The following is a 17,501-nucleotide window of genomic DNA, read 5'->3' on the forward strand; positions in this document are numbered from 1 at the left end:
CGATTTAATTGTGATCGGCTGCTTTTTGATGGGCGACCTTCTTTATTCTGCGTGCTCTTCTACGTTGATCGTTACGATGTTAGAATGCACCGTAAACCGTTGGATCGAATGGACGGGCTGGAAGCTGACCGCCGCTTGGTTGTGCAACGTTTCGTTGGACGGCAGCGCGATTTGCTTCGTCTGGAACACCACTTGAATCGTGTGTCCCGGGGCGATATTACCCAATGGGATTCCGGATTCCGGATTGGCGCTCGGTACATGGGTGCCGCCCGCTATCACACTGCCTGGGACGAATTGGGTGCCCGCTTGCAGCGGATCTGTTAACACCGCATTGATTGCTTCGATCGTGCTTGTATTAGCAATCGTAATCATGAAGCGGATTTTATCACCGACGAAGACAAAATCGCTGTCTGTTCTTTTGGTAACGGTAAGCGGAAGGCCGATGATTCTCACAGAAGCGGAGGCACCAAGGGGTCCTGTCTGAGTGGAGTCGACGAAAGCCGTGTTAACGATCGTTTCTCCCGGGATGGCGCTGGTTGGAACCGTAAACGGAATGATCAGGGATTCAACAACCCCGACATCTTGCGCTAATACGATTCCGCTGATACCGAGAAGCGGATCGGCATACCGAATGTTGAAGAGCGGTACATTGCCGGTATTCATGCCCTTCACTCTGAAAAACACCACTTCGCCGGGGAAGGCAACGGGTTGAAGTGCCGTCTTGCTAAGCATCAGTCGCGGATTGTCAGCTACAGTTACTTGCGCTATAGCTGTAATCGGTGGCGTCTCGGCTGAACTAAGCGTGGCCGTATTCGTAATGATGGAACCGCCACGGGCATCAGCCGGAATTGTGAATGTACGGGTGAAAATAACGAAAAAGCCGGGTGCAAGTGAATCCACCGTTTCGTCTATGCCAAGTAACCCATCAATAAATCGGACGTTGGTAACCGTTGTGTTGGACGTATTGCTAACTTTGATCGTAAAGGTAACTGTATCTTCAGGTAAGGCGATTGACGGGCTTACCGTTTTGACTAAACTGAGTTGGAATTCCGGCAGCACGGTTACCGTTGAGGTGGAAGACGCTTGCCCCGTTTCGTCCGAGAATGCCGTCGCCGTGTTGGTTAACACCGTTCCGGCAGGCACGGTGGGAACGATGAAAGATGTCGTTACGACTTTCGCGGAACCGACGGGCAATGTTGGGATAACCGAGCGGAAGCTAAGCGACGGGTCTGCGATGACGACGTTGGTGAGTCGGACGTTGCCCGTATTGCGCGCCGTAAAGGTCACGGTGACCGTCTGGCCGGGTGCGGCTTGCGATGGGGACGACGATTTCTCGATCGACAAACCCGGACTTGGGTCAACCGTCACAGATGCGGTGCCTTCCACCGGATCCGTTTGGTCTGATGTGGCGACAGCCGTATTAACGATATTCGAATCGTTTAAAGAATCTTCGGGGATGGTGAACAAAAAGGTAAATGTCAGGCTCTGGCCGGGAATTAAAGTTCCGATCGTCTGGACTATGCCAAGAATCGCGTCCGTTAAGGCGACGTTGGTTAAGGTGACGGCTCCCGTATTCGTCACCGTAATCGTATAGGTGATCGTGTCTCCAGGCGTGGCCGTCAACCGATCGGCTGTTTTGACGACTTCAAGGGCGGGCGGCAACGGATCGATTAGGACGTTGGCGGTATCCTGATCCGAGACCGCCTGGTCGGAAATAACCGTACTCGTATTCGTAATGACTGTTCCGTCCGGCGTTCCCGCAGGAACGACGAACGTCAGCGTGAACGATTGGGACTGACCGACCGCGAGGGATGGAAGAACGGCGTTAAAGCCTAGCAACGGATCGCTGACGATGACGTTTGTGAGACCGATATTTCCGGTATTCGTCACGATCACCGTATAGGTAATTGTATCACCCGGCATCGCATTGACTCGATCTGGCGTTTTCGTCAAGGCGAGCGCTGGAATCGAGTTGACCGTGACCTCTGCGATCGCTTGCTTCGGTTCGGTCTCGGCAGGGCTGACAGAGACGACATTCGTTATGACAGAGCCGGGCGTCGCGTTGGCGGGCACGACAAACGGGATCGTGATCTCCAACGAAGCGCCGGGTTCAAGTAACGTTACAATATCCGTGAATGCGAGTAGCGGGTCGGTAATGACGATGTTCGTTAACGGAGCGCTCCCCGTGTTGACGATCGTAAACGTGAAATTCACTGTATCCCCGGGGTCGGCTTTCGTTTGATCGACTGTTTTCGTCAAAGTAAAGGCAGGGAATAGCGGCACCAATGATGCTTCTCCATTTGCTTCTACAGTTTGCGATCCGGACATGCCCGTCGCTGTCGCCTTGTTGACGAACGGGTTTGTTGCGTCTGCTGGCACGACGAATGGGAACTCAACGACTAGAGATTGACCTTGTTCAAGCGTGCCTATGGTCTGGTTCAACCCAAGCAGTGGGTCCGTTAGCCTGACGTTGTCGAGAATCGTGTTGCCAGTGTTCGTTACGACGAACGTATAAGTGACCGTGCTTCCGACAGGGGCTTTTGCAGGAGAAACCGATTTGTCCAGCGCAATGTCAGGTACGGCGAAGACAACGACGTCAGCGTTCGCTGACTCCGGGCCGGTTTGATTCGACGTTACCGTGGCGACGTTCACGAGGGTGTCGCCTTGCAAGGCCGTTATCGGAATAACAAAAGGCACCGTCACTTGCACGGAATCTCCGGGTTCTAGAGCGTCGAATGTTTGGTCGACTTCGAGAGTCGGATCGACGATATGCACGTTCGCTAGCGTCTGATTACCCGCATTCGAGACGGTGATCGTATAAGTTACGGTATCTCCGGGCGCTGCGATCTGAGGATTTACGCTCTTGAAAATAAACACGGACGGAATCGGAGCGACAATGACGGTAGCCGTATCGGAGACAGGCGGAGTCTCAATGGAGGTGGCCGTCACGACATTCGTAAAGACACTGCCCGCCGTTGCCCCCGTAGGGATTGTGAAAGTCACTACGAACGTTCGTGACTCGCCTACTCCCAAGGATGAAATGACCTGCGAGAATTCGAGCAGTGCATCCGTCACCTTGACGTCAGTAATTGGCGCGTTCGACGTATTGATGACTTCGATCGTGTAGGTGACGATTTCGCCGGGTGCCACGGAAACTCGGTCCGACGTCTTCGCAACGACTAAGCTAAAGCTCGGGAGCACCTTCACTTGAGCGATATCTTTGACAGGTTCCGTTTGATCGGAGAAGACGACAACTGTGTTCTCGATGAATGTGCCGGCAAGCGCGTCCGGCGGGATGACGAATGACGCCGTTAGATCGACTCTAGCTCCGGGTGCCAAACTGGACAAAATGTCGATGAGGCCGAGCAGGGAATCCTCGACACGAACATTTGTCAAAGTCACGTTACTAGGATTTGAAACTTCGAAAGTATAAGTGACGATGTCTCCAGGTGCCCCCGATGGAACGGATGCTGTTTTCACAATATTAAGCGCTGCCGGCGAAGTGATCTGTACGATGTAGTCTTCAACCTCGCCGTCCGAAGCAGCCCCCAAGCTTCTTGTATCTTCTGCCGTTCCTGAAACGTTCTGATTGATCAGATTATCCGAGGTCAGCCGAAGCCGTACGAAGGTATGGTCGCTCTGCAGCGTCACTCCCACAGGAATCGTGAAGTTAAGAACGATTGTTTGAATTCCTGCTTGAGACGGCACCGACTGTACGGCGGAGGCTTCATCACCTTGGAATATTCCGTCACCATTAAAGTCGACCCATCCATACAGATTGGCGGCATTTCCGATATTGTTCGTCACTCTGACATCTAGGGAATAACTTGTTGCATCGAACGGAATAGGGGGGAGAGGGACCGTTAGCCCATCATCTTGAATGCCCACTCGAATATCGTCGCCAGTCGCTGTCGCATTTTGCAACGCGTCCGGTTCCGCCGTTACCTGTGTGCCTAAGAAGAGCGAGTCAACGAGATCATGCCGCGGGCCGTTTTTGGACAACAAGCTGGAGTAGTTATCCGGACCATTCCCTGGGGCGGTATCGGGGGCGTCGCCGAAATCGATTTGGACAGTTGCTGAAGGGCACATCGTCGCGTCGTTAAAAGAGGTCGTCACCGTAGTCGAGAATTGCGACGCTGTCGCCGTGTTGCCGGAAATGATGTATCTGTACACTGCGCCGGTTTGGTTGGATATGGCGTAGATCGTTCCAGTCGCATCGACTGCGATTGCTCCGAAGGGACCTGTATTATGCGGCGTTGTCGTCAGACTCGTCAGACTGCCAGTAGTTGGGACGATTCTTTGCATAATGCCCGTAGGGGTAATGCCATATAGAAGATTATCCAACGGATTGATGACCCAATCGCTCGCATTCAGGGCCGAGCTTAGATTGACGCCGAAGTTGCTCGTCTGTTCGGTAAAGCCGGTTGCCGGGTTGACCAGTTTCATGAAGGTGGAGGAGTTCGGTCGCAGGTCGATGACGTAAAATTTCGTTGCATTGTTGGTGAAAATGTAGAAAAAACCGTTCGAGTCGAAAGCTCCGTTCGTGTAAGCATCGGTAGGGAAGCCAGGCGGCAAGGGAGACAACGCGGTCACGTTGCCGCTGTTATCGACGCGCACGATATTGTTGTTTAACTGATCGTAGCCATAAATAAAATTGTCGAGCGGGTTGTATCCGATGGCATTGATATCAACGGGAGGATTGACGGTTCCGAGGACGACAGCCCCGCCTGTAACGACGCTGATACTGTATCGAACGGAGGGACGACCGGCAAATTGAATCAGTCGAGAATTGCAGGTTAGCGTGTCCGTGTTCGTGTCGTGGCTGAAATTCTGATTGCCTATGGTCACATTACCGCTGATCTGAGAGGCGCTTACGGGGACTGTCAATTTCCGCGGGCCGTTCGACATCGTAAATCCGGCAGGCTGCGTAAAGGTCGTCGGCGGACAAGTCAACCCGGGATCAGCAACAGGCTCATAGACCGTATAGGTCCCTGCGACAGTTACAGTAAAGCTGTAGTTTCCATTAGCGTCCGTTACGGCAGATGTACACGTTCCGCCTGCGCTGCTGAATAGAACGACAACGACATTCGGGATTCCCGGTTCTCCGGGGTCGAATGTGCCATTGTGGTTCAGGTCGTTAAACACGACTCCCGAAACCGTTGCCGGCATATCAGATTATCTCTCCTTCAACTGATCGTCTTGGCGAGCTCCGTTGTAGGCATAAATACCATTATCGCATTCATATGTGAGATGCCTTTGTCAGGTGTCTAGTTTAATTGGATTTTATGAGTGGTATAATAAAATAAAATGTTAATCATAAACGGGTGAGTCACAATGATTGAAGCCTTAAAACAATGGGCGAGACAGCGCCAAATCGTTATCCATATGTGTAGTAGCCTATGCCTTTAGCCCAATTGATTTGATTCCGGATTTCATTCCCGTATTAGGGTATTTAGATGATTTGATACTGGTTCCCTTAGGTGTTGCGGCGGCAATTAAATTGATCAACGAACAAGAATATGTATCAATTAGAATCCGCGCTTGCGCGGGTTTTTCATTTTATTATGGTTGCGGCGACAGACATTGGCCTAGTGCAATTCTGAGCTTGAATACATACGCTATTAGAAGTTCGGAATAGGGCGGGTGCCCGTAGATGACCTCATCTGTTTCATTGTACATGTTGTCAATTACCCCCAAAAGGGAATGAATTAAAAAAATGGGCAAACTTAAATTATGGGTCATGTCTCAGGAGTTTCAACCCAATATAATAGGGGGATTGGGGATCGCCGCTACCGTATTCTTCGATTCCCCCGAAATTCCCGGTATTTCAACCGTTCCAAACACTCCTTCAAAGCTTCCACCGTTATGCGTGCAGTTTCTTCGATGGGTTACATTGCACCGGATATTGTTCATGTGCACAGCACGGAGTTTGCGAATACGGCCCAAAAGGCAAAAGTGCAGTTCAGGGTCCCGATCGTCTATTCATGCCATTCTCTCTTATCAAGAGGAGTCAACTCGCCATCTGGTAAATTGTTTCGAATCGCCAAAAAAATCATCGTTCCGAGCAATTGGCAGGTTAGAGCAATTAATAAACGCTATCCGCGAAAGGCTTTTCGTTCAGTGGCTGTGATCCCTCATGGTGTAAAACCAAATCTTATGAAGAAAAAGGGTTCATCGAATCAATTGCTCTACGTTGGCAGACTCATTCCTTCTAAAGGACTTGAGCCTTTAATTAGGGCCATTGCGTTGTTATCTAAAAAACATAGCCGTGTTCATCTGACGATCGTTGGAAGCGGCAGAACAAGCTATCAAAGAAAACTTAAAACCCTTGCGAGGCAATTAGGTGTTGCAAAACGAATTCGCTGGATTAAACGAATGCCGAATGGCACTGTACAACGGATGTATGCTTCTTACGGTGCTGTGATTATTCCAAGTAAAACAGAATCGTTCTGTTTGGTTGCGCTTGAAGCAATGGCAAACGGAGTGCCTCTTATCTCTACATTGTCGGGTGGGTTAAAAGAATTTGTGAACGAACAAAATGCTCAAATCATACGCGCAGTTGAGAGTGTGAGCATAGCCCAAGTCATCAAAACGTTCTGGAGCAATCCTACCCGTAGAAGAAAAAGAATAACCAATGCTCGATCGACTGCTTCCCGGTTTAGATGGCCTACTATCGCGAAAAGATATAAGTCATTGTTCATGGCAATAAAAAAGGGGAATTCATAACATCAGTGGACCTTTGATTAACCATATTGCAAAATGTTTTGGGTTAAAGAAAAGCAGACATACGAAGATTAGAGGCGGCATCTATCGGGTTGTCAATTCAGATGGGAAGACATTCAATTTGAAGCGGATGCCAGTTCCAGTAGGAAGATTAAGGTGGATAGACCGCGTCTTGCTCAGGATCCGGCGCAAAGGATCGCTTCTGGCATGGCGTGATCCCAATACCCTTGAGGGGCGCAAACCCTATGTAACTTCCCGGAAAGGCGAGCATTATGTCTTAACGCCCTGGATATCGCGGAGGAAACCATCTCCACGTACATTATCGGATATGCGTGCATGCGGAATCGTCTTGGCTCGCTTTCATAAGGCCGGTCGTGCTGGATTAAAGGGAAAGATCGCATATAGTGAGATAGGAACATGGTACTCCACATTAAGAAATAGGGAAAGTTATATTAAAAACAAAATGGGTACCGCAAGAAGAAATGGGTTTAGTCCGCCGATAAGCCGATTTATCAAGCAACGCGGATCGGAGATCTTGCGGTACTCGAACAAGGCAAAAGCGCTGTTACGAGACAGCGGATACCACACATACCGTCATAACCCGCGTAAGCATGGGGTTCTATGTCATGGAGACGGGGGACCGAGCAACTTTATTATAACGGACAAAGGTACTTATCTGATCGACTTCGAGACAGTTCATGTAGACCTGAGAGTCTACGATTTATACCGGGTTACCGTCGGGTTTCGAAACTTCATAAGAACGATATCAAGCTTATTCGTGCGTGGTTGCAGTTCCCGTTCACAACATATTTTGTGTTTTGCGCCTCTAAACGATTTCCGTTTACAAAAAAATGGTTACAGTGGGCGCTTGAATCCGAAAGAAAAATAGGTCCATTTTTAAAGAAGCTTGATGAATATGCTGCAAGGAATTGTTCCTAAATAAATGAATCGTTTGGTACGCATAAGACGTGTACTGGAATCCTTGGTCGCTTTTAACGATCAATCCATTCACGTCTTTTTGCTTTTCAATAGGCAACGCATGCGGAATACCATTGACATTGCCGTTCCAGCCTCTTATAATTCTGTTGAGTTGCATTTGATAATCATTCTCAACAATCGAGAATGATTCCAAACTAGAGGTGTGAGTTTAGTGAAAATAGGCAAAGCGCTGTTGCTCGTGCTCGCGTTGTTCATGGGTTTTCACGTGTCTTCCGTGTTCGGAGAAGGGAAGTCCGCCGAAGAGAACATGACAGAGGCGAACACGATGGTGGAACAGGCGATCACGCTGGTGAACGGCCAAGACATCGCAGAGGCGAAAAGCCGATTCGCAGCGTTTAAGACCCAATGGTTCAATATCGAAGAAGGCGTCAAGGAGAAATCCCGAGCGACATACAAAGAAGTCGAGGACGCGATGGGCAAAATCGAATTCGCGTTCCTGAAGGATCCGGTCAATACGGCAAATGCTGTCAAGGCTTTAACCGAACTGTCCGAGGCGAATAAACGGTTTATTGCTGGCGATTACGTGGCCGATCAGCCTGCTGAATCACAGTCGAAAGGAAGCGTCTCATCGCTGATCAAGCTCCTTAATGAGGCCAAGATGGCGCTCGAACAAGGGGATTCGGCCAAAGCCAAAGCCGAAATCGAACGGTTCCGTGAATCGTGGCTCGATATCGAAGGTATCGTCTTGAGTCAATCGGCTTCCGCTTACAGCGATGCCGAACGAGATATGGTGCTAACTTACGCCTATTTAACGAATCATCCGACGAAGACGGAAGACGCCAAGCAAACGATTGAAGCGATGATCGTCTACTTGCAGCCACTTGCGGCCAAAACCGGCTACAACATGCTGGACGCCGTCACGATTATGTTGCGCGAAGGGTTGGAAGCGCTCCTCGTCGTCGTCGCTTTGCTCGCTTTCTTAAAGAAGTCGGGACACGAAGACAAACGGAAATGGATATGGTCCGGCGTCGGTTCCGGGATCGGCGTCAGTCTTGTCCTTGGCATAATCGTACAAGTGTTGTTTTCCTCAGGCATGTTCGGCTCGAATAACTTTATGATCGCCGGGTTCACCGGCATCTTCGCCGCCGTCATGCTACTTTATATGACCTATTGGCTGCACAGTAACGCCAACATCTCTCAATGGAATCATTACATCAAGTCGAAAAGCACGAGCGCGTTAGCTAAAGGCAGCTTATGGTCGCTAGCGATACTTGCGTTTCTGGCTGTGTTCCGCGAAGGCACAGAAACGGTGCTTTTCCTGATCGGCATGGCTTCGTCGATTTCGCTCTTCGACCTTCTTGCCGGCATCGGCATTGCCGTGGTGATTCTGGTTGTCATCGCTTATGTCATGCACAAATTCGGGGTGAAAATTCCAATCCGGCCGTTTTTCATGATATCAAGCTTGCTCGTATTCTATTTGTGCTTCAAGTTCGCGGGTATGGGCGTTCATGGTTTGCAACTTTCGGGTTTACTTCCGGCAACGGAAGTAAACGGTCTCAATACGATCGATTTTCTTGCGGTCTACCCGACGTGGGAAGGACTTCTGCCGCAACTGTTCCTCTTACTGGCGGCTGTCGGCATCGTGATATGGAACCGGTTAAAGGATCTTAGATTGCAATCGCAATTAAAGATAGATAGCAATTGATAAAGGGGACTTTTATTCATGTTTAAGCTGAAGATGAAGCTTGGAATGACGATGGTGTTGGCTACAGCGCTGATGATATCGGCGTGCGGCAAGAAAGACGACAACAAGATTTCGGACGGCGTAAGCGAGATGAAAGACGTATTGACGAACGTACAGGCGGCGGTCGATGCGGGCGACGTCGCGAAGGCGAAGACGGAAGCTACTAACCTCGAGAGCGCATGGGAGAAGTTCGAGGACGACGTGAAAGACAAATCCGCGGAATTGTACGAGAAAGCGGAAACGCCGCTGCATGCGATCGAAGCCGGGGCAGAAATCGATCCGCTGGACAAGGACGTGCTAACGAAGTCCGTCAACGAATTGAACCAGGTTCTCGACGAAATCAATAAATAAGGCTCGGATGCCAGGTCTGGCAAAAAAAATCCTCCTCAGAATCAATAGAGGAGGATTTTTTTGGCTATCGGTAAGAATATGGCTCAGGGTATTGGAGTTAACGTATCAATCTTTACAGTTTCCGATCCGAGAACCCGTTGAGCATTTACTAGGTTCCCATTTATATCCGTTGAGAAAAGGTTAGCGGTAAAGTCACTTGCGGAGGATACGTCTGCTTGAAGCTCGTAAGCTAAAGCTCCGGTAATATTATAAGTCTTAATGATGTTAGCAAGTGGGGGTACTGCAAATTGTTCTTTCGCAATTGGAACTTTCGGAACAACGCTATTCGTAATGATAAATAGTTCTAATTGAACTAAGGGCGTTGCAGCGGGGTTACTGTTCCTAATTGCAAAATGAAGTGTTGTTGCCACTCCATTATTAAGGATAGGTCCCGATGTCCTGGGCAAGTCGATCTCCTCCAATCAGTTGAAGTTAAAAAATGGGTGTTAATTGCGATATTTCTTGAGTTTCACTGCCGAGAACCCGCTGGGCTCCGATAAAATTGCCGCCCACATCTGTCGGAAATATATTTACAGAAAAGTTGGACGTACCCGTGACATTATACTGAATCTCATACGCGGAAGCACCAATGAGCCCATAAACACGAATATAGTTAATTAATGGTGGTACTGCAAACTGTTCATGGGCTACGGGAGTTGAGATACCCTCGATTGTAAGAAATACTTCAATTTCGATTACACCTGCAACATTTACATCATTATTACTTATTATCACTGTTGCATATGCAGCCGGATTCGGCACACTATTCCATATCAAGCTAGTCGTATTTGCCAAGTGTTCACCCCTCCATGAAATATGCTTTTTCTTAAATATTAGATGTGACTATTATATATATGGAGCTATTAAAAATCGGATTGTGTGAATATATGATAAACAACTAAATAGGTTATAGAATTGTGGTCGTAGACGACTTTTGAGGCACTTGCATGAAAGTACGGTTTTGCATAAATGCAGAGCGGTTATCACTAACGACTTTTCCTGCGGATTCCCTTATTCTTGGCGTATGAGCAGTAAACTATCAAGAATAAGAGAGGGTGCGACGAATATGAAATGGCAGATGGGTAATCGCGAACTGGAGATGGGCAGCAAATATTTGACGGAGCTTCGCAGCTCGAACGATATTTTGGAAGACACGGAGGCGCTGCGCGCGCGGCTGCAGGAGGATGGATATCTGCTAATCCGCGGCTTCCATGATCGCGAGACGGTGCTGGAGGCGCGTCGGGAGTTTCTCCGCAGTCTGGCTGAACAGGGCAAGCTCGATCCGAACGTTCCGTTGGAGGATGGCGTTATCGGGGAAGGTAATAAAGGCGGCATGTGGGGCAAGAGCGCTTTCGATCTGGAGACCGAGTTCCCGAGCTTTATTAACGTCGTTAATAATCCGAAAGTATTTACTTTCTTCGAGCGTCTGCTCGGAGGGCCGGCGATCACCTTCGATTACAAATGGCCGCGCGCAGTCGGTCATGGCGGAAATACCGGCGCGCATTACGATATCGTCTATATGGGGCGCGGTACGAAAAACCTGTACACGATGTGGACGCCAATGTCCGACATACCGCTGGAGCTTGGTACGCTGGCCATGCTGCTCGGTTCCCAGAATTACGACAGAGTGAAGGAGACGTACGGCCAAATGGATGTCGATCGCGACAATGTGGCGACCGGCTGGTTGTCCGAAGATCCGATCGAACTGGTCGACACGTTCGGCGGACAGTGGGCAACAACCGCTTTCGAAGCGGGCGATATGATCGTGTTCGGCATGTTCATGATGCATGCATCGCTTAACAATACGACGAACCGGTATCGGATTAGTTCGGATACGCGCTACCAGCTCGCCTCGGAGCCGGTCGACGAACGTTGGGTCGGCAAGAAACCTAAGGCGCATTACGCCTGGGGCAAAACACCGGAAAAATCCGTCGCCGAAGCGCGCAAGGAATGGGGCGTCTAGCAGGGGGTTATCGGAAGCGGGAGTGACCTTGCGGGCGCTCCTGTTTTCTGTGTTTATGGAAAATGGTAAGATAACACAAACGTGAGGAGGAGTACAGAAGAATGAAACTTCGTCTTTTTAAATCGTTATGGGGAATGGAAGAACTCTCCTATGAAGAAAGCTTCGAAAAAATCGCAGCGTTCGGTTACGAAGGCGTCGAAGCTGGCGTTCCGCCGACAGAGGATCGCGAGAGATTCTCCCAACTGTTGAAAAAACACAACTTGTCCTATATTGCCTTAATAGGCTCATCGGGGGATCATGAGAAAACGTTCGAAGAACGCGTTGCATCGGCGGTGCTGCTTGAACCGGATTTGATCATTTCCCACAGCGCCAGAGATTGCATGGACGAAACTGAGCAATATCGTTTCTTCGATAAAGCCCTACAGGTCGAGAGTCGTTATGGTATTCCTGTCGGTCACGAAACACATCGTCATCGCGCGATGTTCACGCCATGGACGACGTCGAAGTTGTTGAAGGCATTTCCTGACTTGAAAATAACGGCTGATTTCAGCCATTGGTGCTGTGTGTGTGAATCGCTGCTCGAAGATCAGGTGCATCACTTAGAGCTCGCATTCGAGCGTACGATTCATATTCATGCTCGTGTCGGATACGCGGAAGGGCCGCAAGTGCCTCATCCCGGCGCCCCGGAATACGAGAACGAGCTATTGGCGCATGAGAGATGGTGGAAGAGCATTATGGAAGCCCGTGCAGCCAAAGGATGTGCCGCGACAACGGTTACACCGGAATTTGGACCGCCGGGTTATATGCATACGATGCCTTTTTCAAATAAGCCGGTATCGGATTTATGGGACGTATGCTCGTGGATGGCGAATCGATTGAGGGCCAAGTATTAGCGGACAAAAGGGACCTGCTGAAGGGGAGTGCCGGATGCACATTCGCAGCTTTATCGGGACGCATGAGAAGGAGTGGGAAGACCCGCACGCCTTCCGTCATGAAAGCCTGGAGTTGACCAATATTGTGGAGGGAAGCGGGCTGTTTCGCTGGGGAGAGAAAGAGATCCCGGTCAGCGCGGGTCACATCGTGCTCATACCGCCCGATGTCGCCCACTCGTTCCACGCGGTGACGGCGATTCGCTTCGCCGTCATTCTGATGGATGGGCTACCGCAGGCGACAAGGGAGCTGTTCGATCGGCTGCTTCTTAACGGCGAACCGACGGTTATCGCGCTTTCGCCGTTCGACCAGGAGCAGTACGCGCAGTTGTTCAAGCAATGGCTGCGCATTGCCTCGTCGAAGCTTAAGGATCCCGAGCGTAGTTACGAGGCTTGGCTCGATATGCTGCTGTTGTTCGTGTCGGAGCACTCGCAGGCAGGCACGCAAGCGCAGTCCGTTGCACACATCGCCGATTACATCCGCACCAATCTGGACATTGGTCTGCAGATCGGCGATTTGGCCGAGAAAGCTGGGCTTTCGGAAGAAGGCTTTCGAAAGCGATTTATGAAAGCATACGGCATGACCCCCAAGCAGTACCATCAAATGTGCAAAATGACCGAAGCCAAATGGCTGCTTAGTTCTTCGGACAAAGATATGCAAGCCATCGCGGAAGCGATCGGTTTCGGGCAACTACATTCGTTCTCGACATGGTTTAAGCAACTCGAGGGCTGTTCGCCTTCGGAATGGCGCAAGGCGCAGCGGCTTTATCATCATTAATGAGAGTGGGCCGGATTATCACTGACCGTATCTGTCAGTTGTACAAGTGTATACTGGAATCAGGAGGCGAATTCTATGAAAAAGAAATCGAGCGAATTGGCTGTTATATTGTTCGAAGATCAACAATCACTTGAGAGTTGGCTTGAGGACAATCATGATACATCAGCGGGAATCCGACTGCAGATCGCGAAAAAAAATTCCGGCGTTGTTTCTGCTTCCTATGATGAGGCATTAGAAAGCGCACTATGTTATGGGTGGGTCGACAGTCAGAAGGAAAAATATGATGAAAAAACGTGGCTTCAACGATTTACTCCGCGTGGCGCTAGAAGCATATGGTCGAAAGTGAATAAAGAAAAAGCGGAGCTTCTTATCTCCAATGGAAGAATGAAGCCCTCCGGATTCAAGGCGATTGAAGCTGCCAAACAGAATGGACTGTGGGCAAAAGCCTACGAGTCGCAGAGCATTGCCACTATACCTGAGGACTTCGCAATCGCATTGGAACGGAATGTCAAAGCAAAGGCATTTTACGATCAGTTGGACAGACAAAATAAATATGCAATCTTATTTAGAATCCATAACGTCAAAAAGCAAGAAACTCGAGCTAAGCGAATCGAACAGTTTGTCCTGATGCTTGAAAAAGGTGAAAAAATCTATCCTTAGCGCAAAAAATAACCGTATTTTTCCAGAGTAACACTTTCGCTTCGCCTACATTATGATAAGTCTAGACATCGAATGAGGTGAGCGAATGGCAGTTGTAAAAGCCAGGAACCAGGACATTGATATGTTGGCGAGGTTGCTTCGAGCCGAAGCCGAGACTGAAGGCGAGATGGGCATGCTTCTTGTAGGGAATGTCGGCATTAACCGAATAAGGGGGAATTGCTCTGATTTTAAGGGGATTCGGACTATTCCTCAGATGATCAACCAGCCGCATGCGTTCGAAGCCTTGCAACATGGTTTGTACTATCAAAGCGCAAGAGACAGGGAACGCCGTCTGGCGCAAAGGGCTGTGAGCGGAGAGCGGAATTGGCCAGCCAAATTCTCTCTATGGTATTTCCGTCCGGGGTCGTTCGAAAATCCCGGGCCATGTCCACCAACATGGTATAATCAGCCGCTCGCAGGACGATGGAAGAAGCATTGCTTTTATGAACCGACAGCGGAAGAGTGTGAAAATGTATACAACACGTTCTGATTTCAAGTGCAACACGAATGGCAGAAACTCTCGTAGTGTGTGATTAACGCTTTGAGCAGTTATTTCATTACGCCGAGCAAGTGTCCGAACGTCCAGGGACTTGCTCGGCGTAAAGGCGATTACCCTACGAGCGCGCCATTGATCGCAATTCGGTTAGTGCCGTTGGACTTAGCTAGATACATCGATTCGTCCGCCGCGCGAATGAGTTCGAGCTCCGTCTTGCCCTCTGTCCATTGCGTACAACCGACGCTGGTGGACATCAATAGTTGAAGCCCCTTAAGCTGCATCGGCGACTCTAGTTGCCCGGTCAGACGCTTGGCGACCTGCAGCAATCCGTCGTTGCCGTTCTGCAGCCATGCCGCCACCACGAACTCATCTCCGCCTACGCGCGCGATCAGATCGGAGTCGCGAACCGCTCTTTTGATACGATTCGCGAATTCTACTAATACGAGATCACCGACTTCGTGTCCGTATGTATCGTTACATTGTTTGAATTTATTCAAATCGAGATAGAACACCCCGAATAAGCCTTCTTCTCGACTGGCCCGATTAATCCAACCTTCGATTCTATCGCTAAATCCTCTACGATTCAGCAATCCCGTCAGAATGTCGCGCTCTGTCAATTGAATAAGCTCACTTTCTAGTTTTTCGCGTCTTTCAATTTCGGCCCTTAATTGGACTAATAATTCCTCGTAATCGTTCAGAACTCGGATTTTGTCGTCGTAGGTGATTTGCTTGCCTAGCTCCGAGCCCAGGGCGAGCGATAACAACTGCAACGTCTCGATATCGCGGCTAGAGAAAGCATTGGGACGTCCAGAGATGACTTTCAACACGCCGACAGCGTGGCTAGATTCGAACAGGGGGACGCAGACCATGCTCCGCGCGCCGACTTTCAGGCACGCTTCTTTGTTGACGCGATCGTCCTGTTGCGTATCCGGAGAATACAAGATTTCCTTCTTCGTCACGGACAAGCCCGACAAGCTGCCAACCTTATTTATTCGAATTCCGAGGTGAGGTTGCAAAGTGCCGCTAACGGCGGCATAAACCATTTCATCGCCCGCCAGCATCTCGATGGTAGAGCCGTCGGCATCGGTTAATAAGCACATCCGATCGCAGATCGTATGCATAAATTGATTCAAATCAAAGTTAGCTAACAGCATCTGCTGTTGGACTTCCATTATGACTTTAAGGCGCCGGTTCTCAAGCATCGTCCCAATTCCTCCATGTACCGAAATCTGTCACATCATTAGGTAACATGGTAGCACTTTTAACTAGGTTTGTCAGCGGGGGGCTATGGAGAGCCATGGAGACGCAGGGTACTCGCTTACGGAATGCACAAACCTTGCACGGACCTCCAAGAGACAGGCATTTAGTTAGACTAAACACAACTACAGGGCACCGCGGCGACTCATTGTTTTCGCAAGCGATTGCCCAGTGGAGCCGCGCATAGCGCGGCTTTTAGTTTATTAAATGCACGCCTCGGTCAAAGCCGGCAGCTTCTTCGAGTTCAATTATCGCTATTTACGTTTTCGTTTTCTCCAAGTCGAGGCGATGGACTTGATTTTACGGTATTGACTTTTATCCTTTAACTTGGCGAACAGAGCATGGGATGGAAAATCGAAGTTTACTTCGATGACCCATATTTTCCCGGTAGGTTCAATGCCATAGTCAATGCCGATTTGTCGCGTGTATTTGTACGAATCGAACCGTCGACAAATTCGATAGCTGAGCGATTTTAACAGCTTCATCTTTCGTTCAGGACTGCGCTGCTTCGAGCGATGCAGAGCAGTCGGGATGCTCAGCACGTGGCCGCCGCCACGCCTGACATTCGTAATCACGCTGCCCGACCCCGCCACTTTCGCCAGCATCCCTGCATAGGTCCAGCGCCCCTTGAGGCGCATCATCATGACACGGATGTCATAGACCCGACCATTGACCCGTGCGAGCGGGATTGCTTTCTGAACGACGTAACTCTGTTTCGATCGAAGGTTTAACTTGCGGTATAGCTCGTTCGGCGTGCTCACGGGCGACGAAGGTGAGCCGCGAACCTTTACGAATGTAAAGCTGCCTGTTTTCTTCTTCCAAGCTTTAATGATCCCGATACCTTGATGCTCGTAGTTCGGTTTAATGTACACCCCTTTATGCCGATTCAAAAAACGTTCCAGCGTCGATCTCCCATAGATGGCTGTTGCAGGCAGATGATTCCGTACGACGCCATCCTTCCAGTAAAACCGGTGCAGTTGCCATTTCCCCATGCTGTCATCCCTTTCCCTCGGTCCGGCTTCCTGTTCAGCTTTCCAGTTCCATGTCTTGCCTGGCAACGGTCAAATCCAACGTCTCGATTTTTTCGATCCGATTGCTTTCATCGACGTATACGACGGTTGGCATTAATGAAGCTACTTCTTGCTCGTTAAATAACCCCGTGCTGAGCACGATCACGAGATCTCCTGGTTGAAAGAGAAGGGCAGGAGGTCCGTTCAGACAAATTTTTCCGGAATGCTCAGGTGCAGGTATGACATAGGTGATCCATCGTGTCGCATTGCGCAAGCTCGTGATTTGTACCATCTCATGAGGCGCTATGTTCGCTGCTTTCATCAGCAGCGAGTCGATCGTAATGCTGCCGACGTAATCGATCCGGGCTTCCGTAACCGTTGCTCGGTGGATTTTGCCCTTACACATATTGCGAAGCATGAGGTTCCTCCTTCGTGACCTTACATAGTATATGGCGGCCCCCGATAAGGCTTAGGCGATTGAGGGATTTGAATGGGCTATTGTCAGTCGCACGACCACCCATTTTTGTGTAAGTTAGGGTGAAGGATTTCGGGAGCATTCCATCGTTCGTAAAA

General features: G+C 49.7%; 14 protein-coding genes and 1 pseudogene. 10 read left to right on the forward strand and 5 right to left on the reverse strand.

Translation table 11 applies throughout. The features are described from left to right. Positions 1-42: 42 nt before the first annotated feature. Positions 43-5,169, reverse strand: a complete 5,127-nt coding sequence (locus ACFPOF_RS25855) for a DUF7507 domain-containing protein (RefSeq protein WP_378138135.1) — start codon at positions 5,167-5,169, stop codon at positions 43-45. Between the two features lie 199 nt (positions 5,170-5,368). On the opposite strand from ACFPOF_RS25855, the pseudogene ACFPOF_RS25860 reads away from it, so the two are divergent. The 5 genes and pseudogenes from ACFPOF_RS25860 to ACFPOF_RS25880 all read left to right on the forward strand — a co-directional run. Then, positions 5,369-5,515, forward strand: a pseudogene (locus tag ACFPOF_RS25860) (YkvA family protein); the annotation flags it as partial. Between the two features lie 218 nt (positions 5,516-5,733). Further along, complete coding sequence (locus ACFPOF_RS25865; RefSeq protein ID WP_378138137.1) at positions 5,734-6,726, forward strand: glycosyltransferase family 4 protein; 993 nt, start codon at positions 5,734-5,736, stop codon at positions 6,724-6,726. Between the two features lie 127 nt (positions 6,727-6,853). Further along, positions 6,854-7,612: a phosphotransferase gene (locus tag ACFPOF_RS25870; RefSeq protein WP_378138546.1), complete on the forward strand. Its 759-nt coding sequence runs from the start codon at positions 6,854-6,856 to the stop codon at positions 7,610-7,612. 261 nt (positions 7,613-7,873) lie between these two features. After that, a complete protein-coding gene (locus ACFPOF_RS25875) occupies positions 7,874-9,367 on the forward strand; it encodes an FTR1 family iron permease (protein WP_378138139.1) in 1,494 nt (497 codons plus the stop codon). 18 nt (positions 9,368-9,385) lie between these two features. Next, on the forward strand, positions 9,386-9,757 hold the full coding sequence (locus ACFPOF_RS25880; RefSeq protein ID WP_378138141.1) for a hypothetical protein: 372 nt from the start codon (positions 9,386-9,388) through the stop codon (positions 9,755-9,757). Between the two features lie 471 nt (positions 9,758-10,228). Here the strand turns inward: ACFPOF_RS25880 and ACFPOF_RS25885 are convergent, their stop codons facing one another. Then, complete coding sequence (locus ACFPOF_RS25885) at positions 10,229-10,591, reverse strand: hypothetical protein (protein ID WP_378138143.1); 363 nt, start codon at positions 10,589-10,591, stop codon at positions 10,229-10,231. Positions 10,592-10,862: 271 nt separating this feature from the next. Between ACFPOF_RS25885 and ACFPOF_RS25890 the strand changes: the two genes are divergently transcribed. From ACFPOF_RS25890 to ACFPOF_RS25910, 5 genes are all read left to right on the forward strand, one after another. After that, positions 10,863-11,759, forward strand: a complete 897-nt coding sequence (locus ACFPOF_RS25890; RefSeq protein ID WP_378138145.1) for a phytanoyl-CoA dioxygenase family protein — start codon at positions 10,863-10,865, stop codon at positions 11,757-11,759. Between the two features lie 101 nt (positions 11,760-11,860). After that, positions 11,861-12,652: a sugar phosphate isomerase/epimerase family protein gene (locus tag ACFPOF_RS25895; RefSeq protein WP_378138147.1), complete on the forward strand. Its 792-nt coding sequence runs from the start codon at positions 11,861-11,863 to the stop codon at positions 12,650-12,652. 34 nt (positions 12,653-12,686) lie between these two features. Beyond that, positions 12,687-13,466 carry a helix-turn-helix transcriptional regulator gene (locus ACFPOF_RS25900; protein ID WP_378138149.1) on the forward strand — a complete coding sequence of 260 codons (780 nt, stop codon included), beginning with the start codon at positions 12,687-12,689 and terminating at the stop codon, positions 13,464-13,466. A gap of 75 nt (positions 13,467-13,541) precedes the next feature. Next, a complete protein-coding gene (locus ACFPOF_RS25905; protein WP_378138151.1) occupies positions 13,542-14,126 on the forward strand; it encodes a YdeI/OmpD-associated family protein in 585 nt (194 codons plus the stop codon). Between the two features lie 85 nt (positions 14,127-14,211). After that, a complete protein-coding gene (locus tag ACFPOF_RS25910) occupies positions 14,212-14,655 on the forward strand; it encodes a cell wall hydrolase (protein ID WP_378138153.1) in 444 nt (147 codons plus the stop codon). 119 nt (positions 14,656-14,774) lie between these two features. Here the strand turns inward: ACFPOF_RS25910 and ACFPOF_RS25915 are convergent, their stop codons facing one another. The 3 genes from ACFPOF_RS25915 to panD form a co-directional block, all read right to left on the reverse strand. Then, positions 14,775-15,863, reverse strand: a complete 1,089-nt coding sequence (locus tag ACFPOF_RS25915) for a sensor domain-containing diguanylate cyclase (protein ID WP_378138155.1) — start codon at positions 15,861-15,863, stop codon at positions 14,775-14,777. A 309-nt stretch (positions 15,864-16,172) separates the two neighbouring features. Next, positions 16,173-16,910: a YheC/YheD family protein gene (locus ACFPOF_RS25920; RefSeq protein ID WP_378138157.1), complete on the reverse strand. Its 738-nt coding sequence runs from the start codon at positions 16,908-16,910 to the stop codon at positions 16,173-16,175. Between the two features lie 34 nt (positions 16,911-16,944). After that, positions 16,945-17,346, reverse strand: coding sequence for an aspartate 1-decarboxylase (panD, locus tag ACFPOF_RS25925; RefSeq protein WP_378138159.1), 402 nt, complete (start codon positions 17,344-17,346; stop codon positions 16,945-16,947). Between the last annotated feature and the right edge of the window lie 155 nt (positions 17,347-17,501).

This window comes from Cohnella soli, assembly GCF_042655525.1.
GTDB classification, from domain to species: Bacteria; Bacillota; Bacilli; order Paenibacillales; family Paenibacillaceae; genus Cohnella; species Cohnella soli.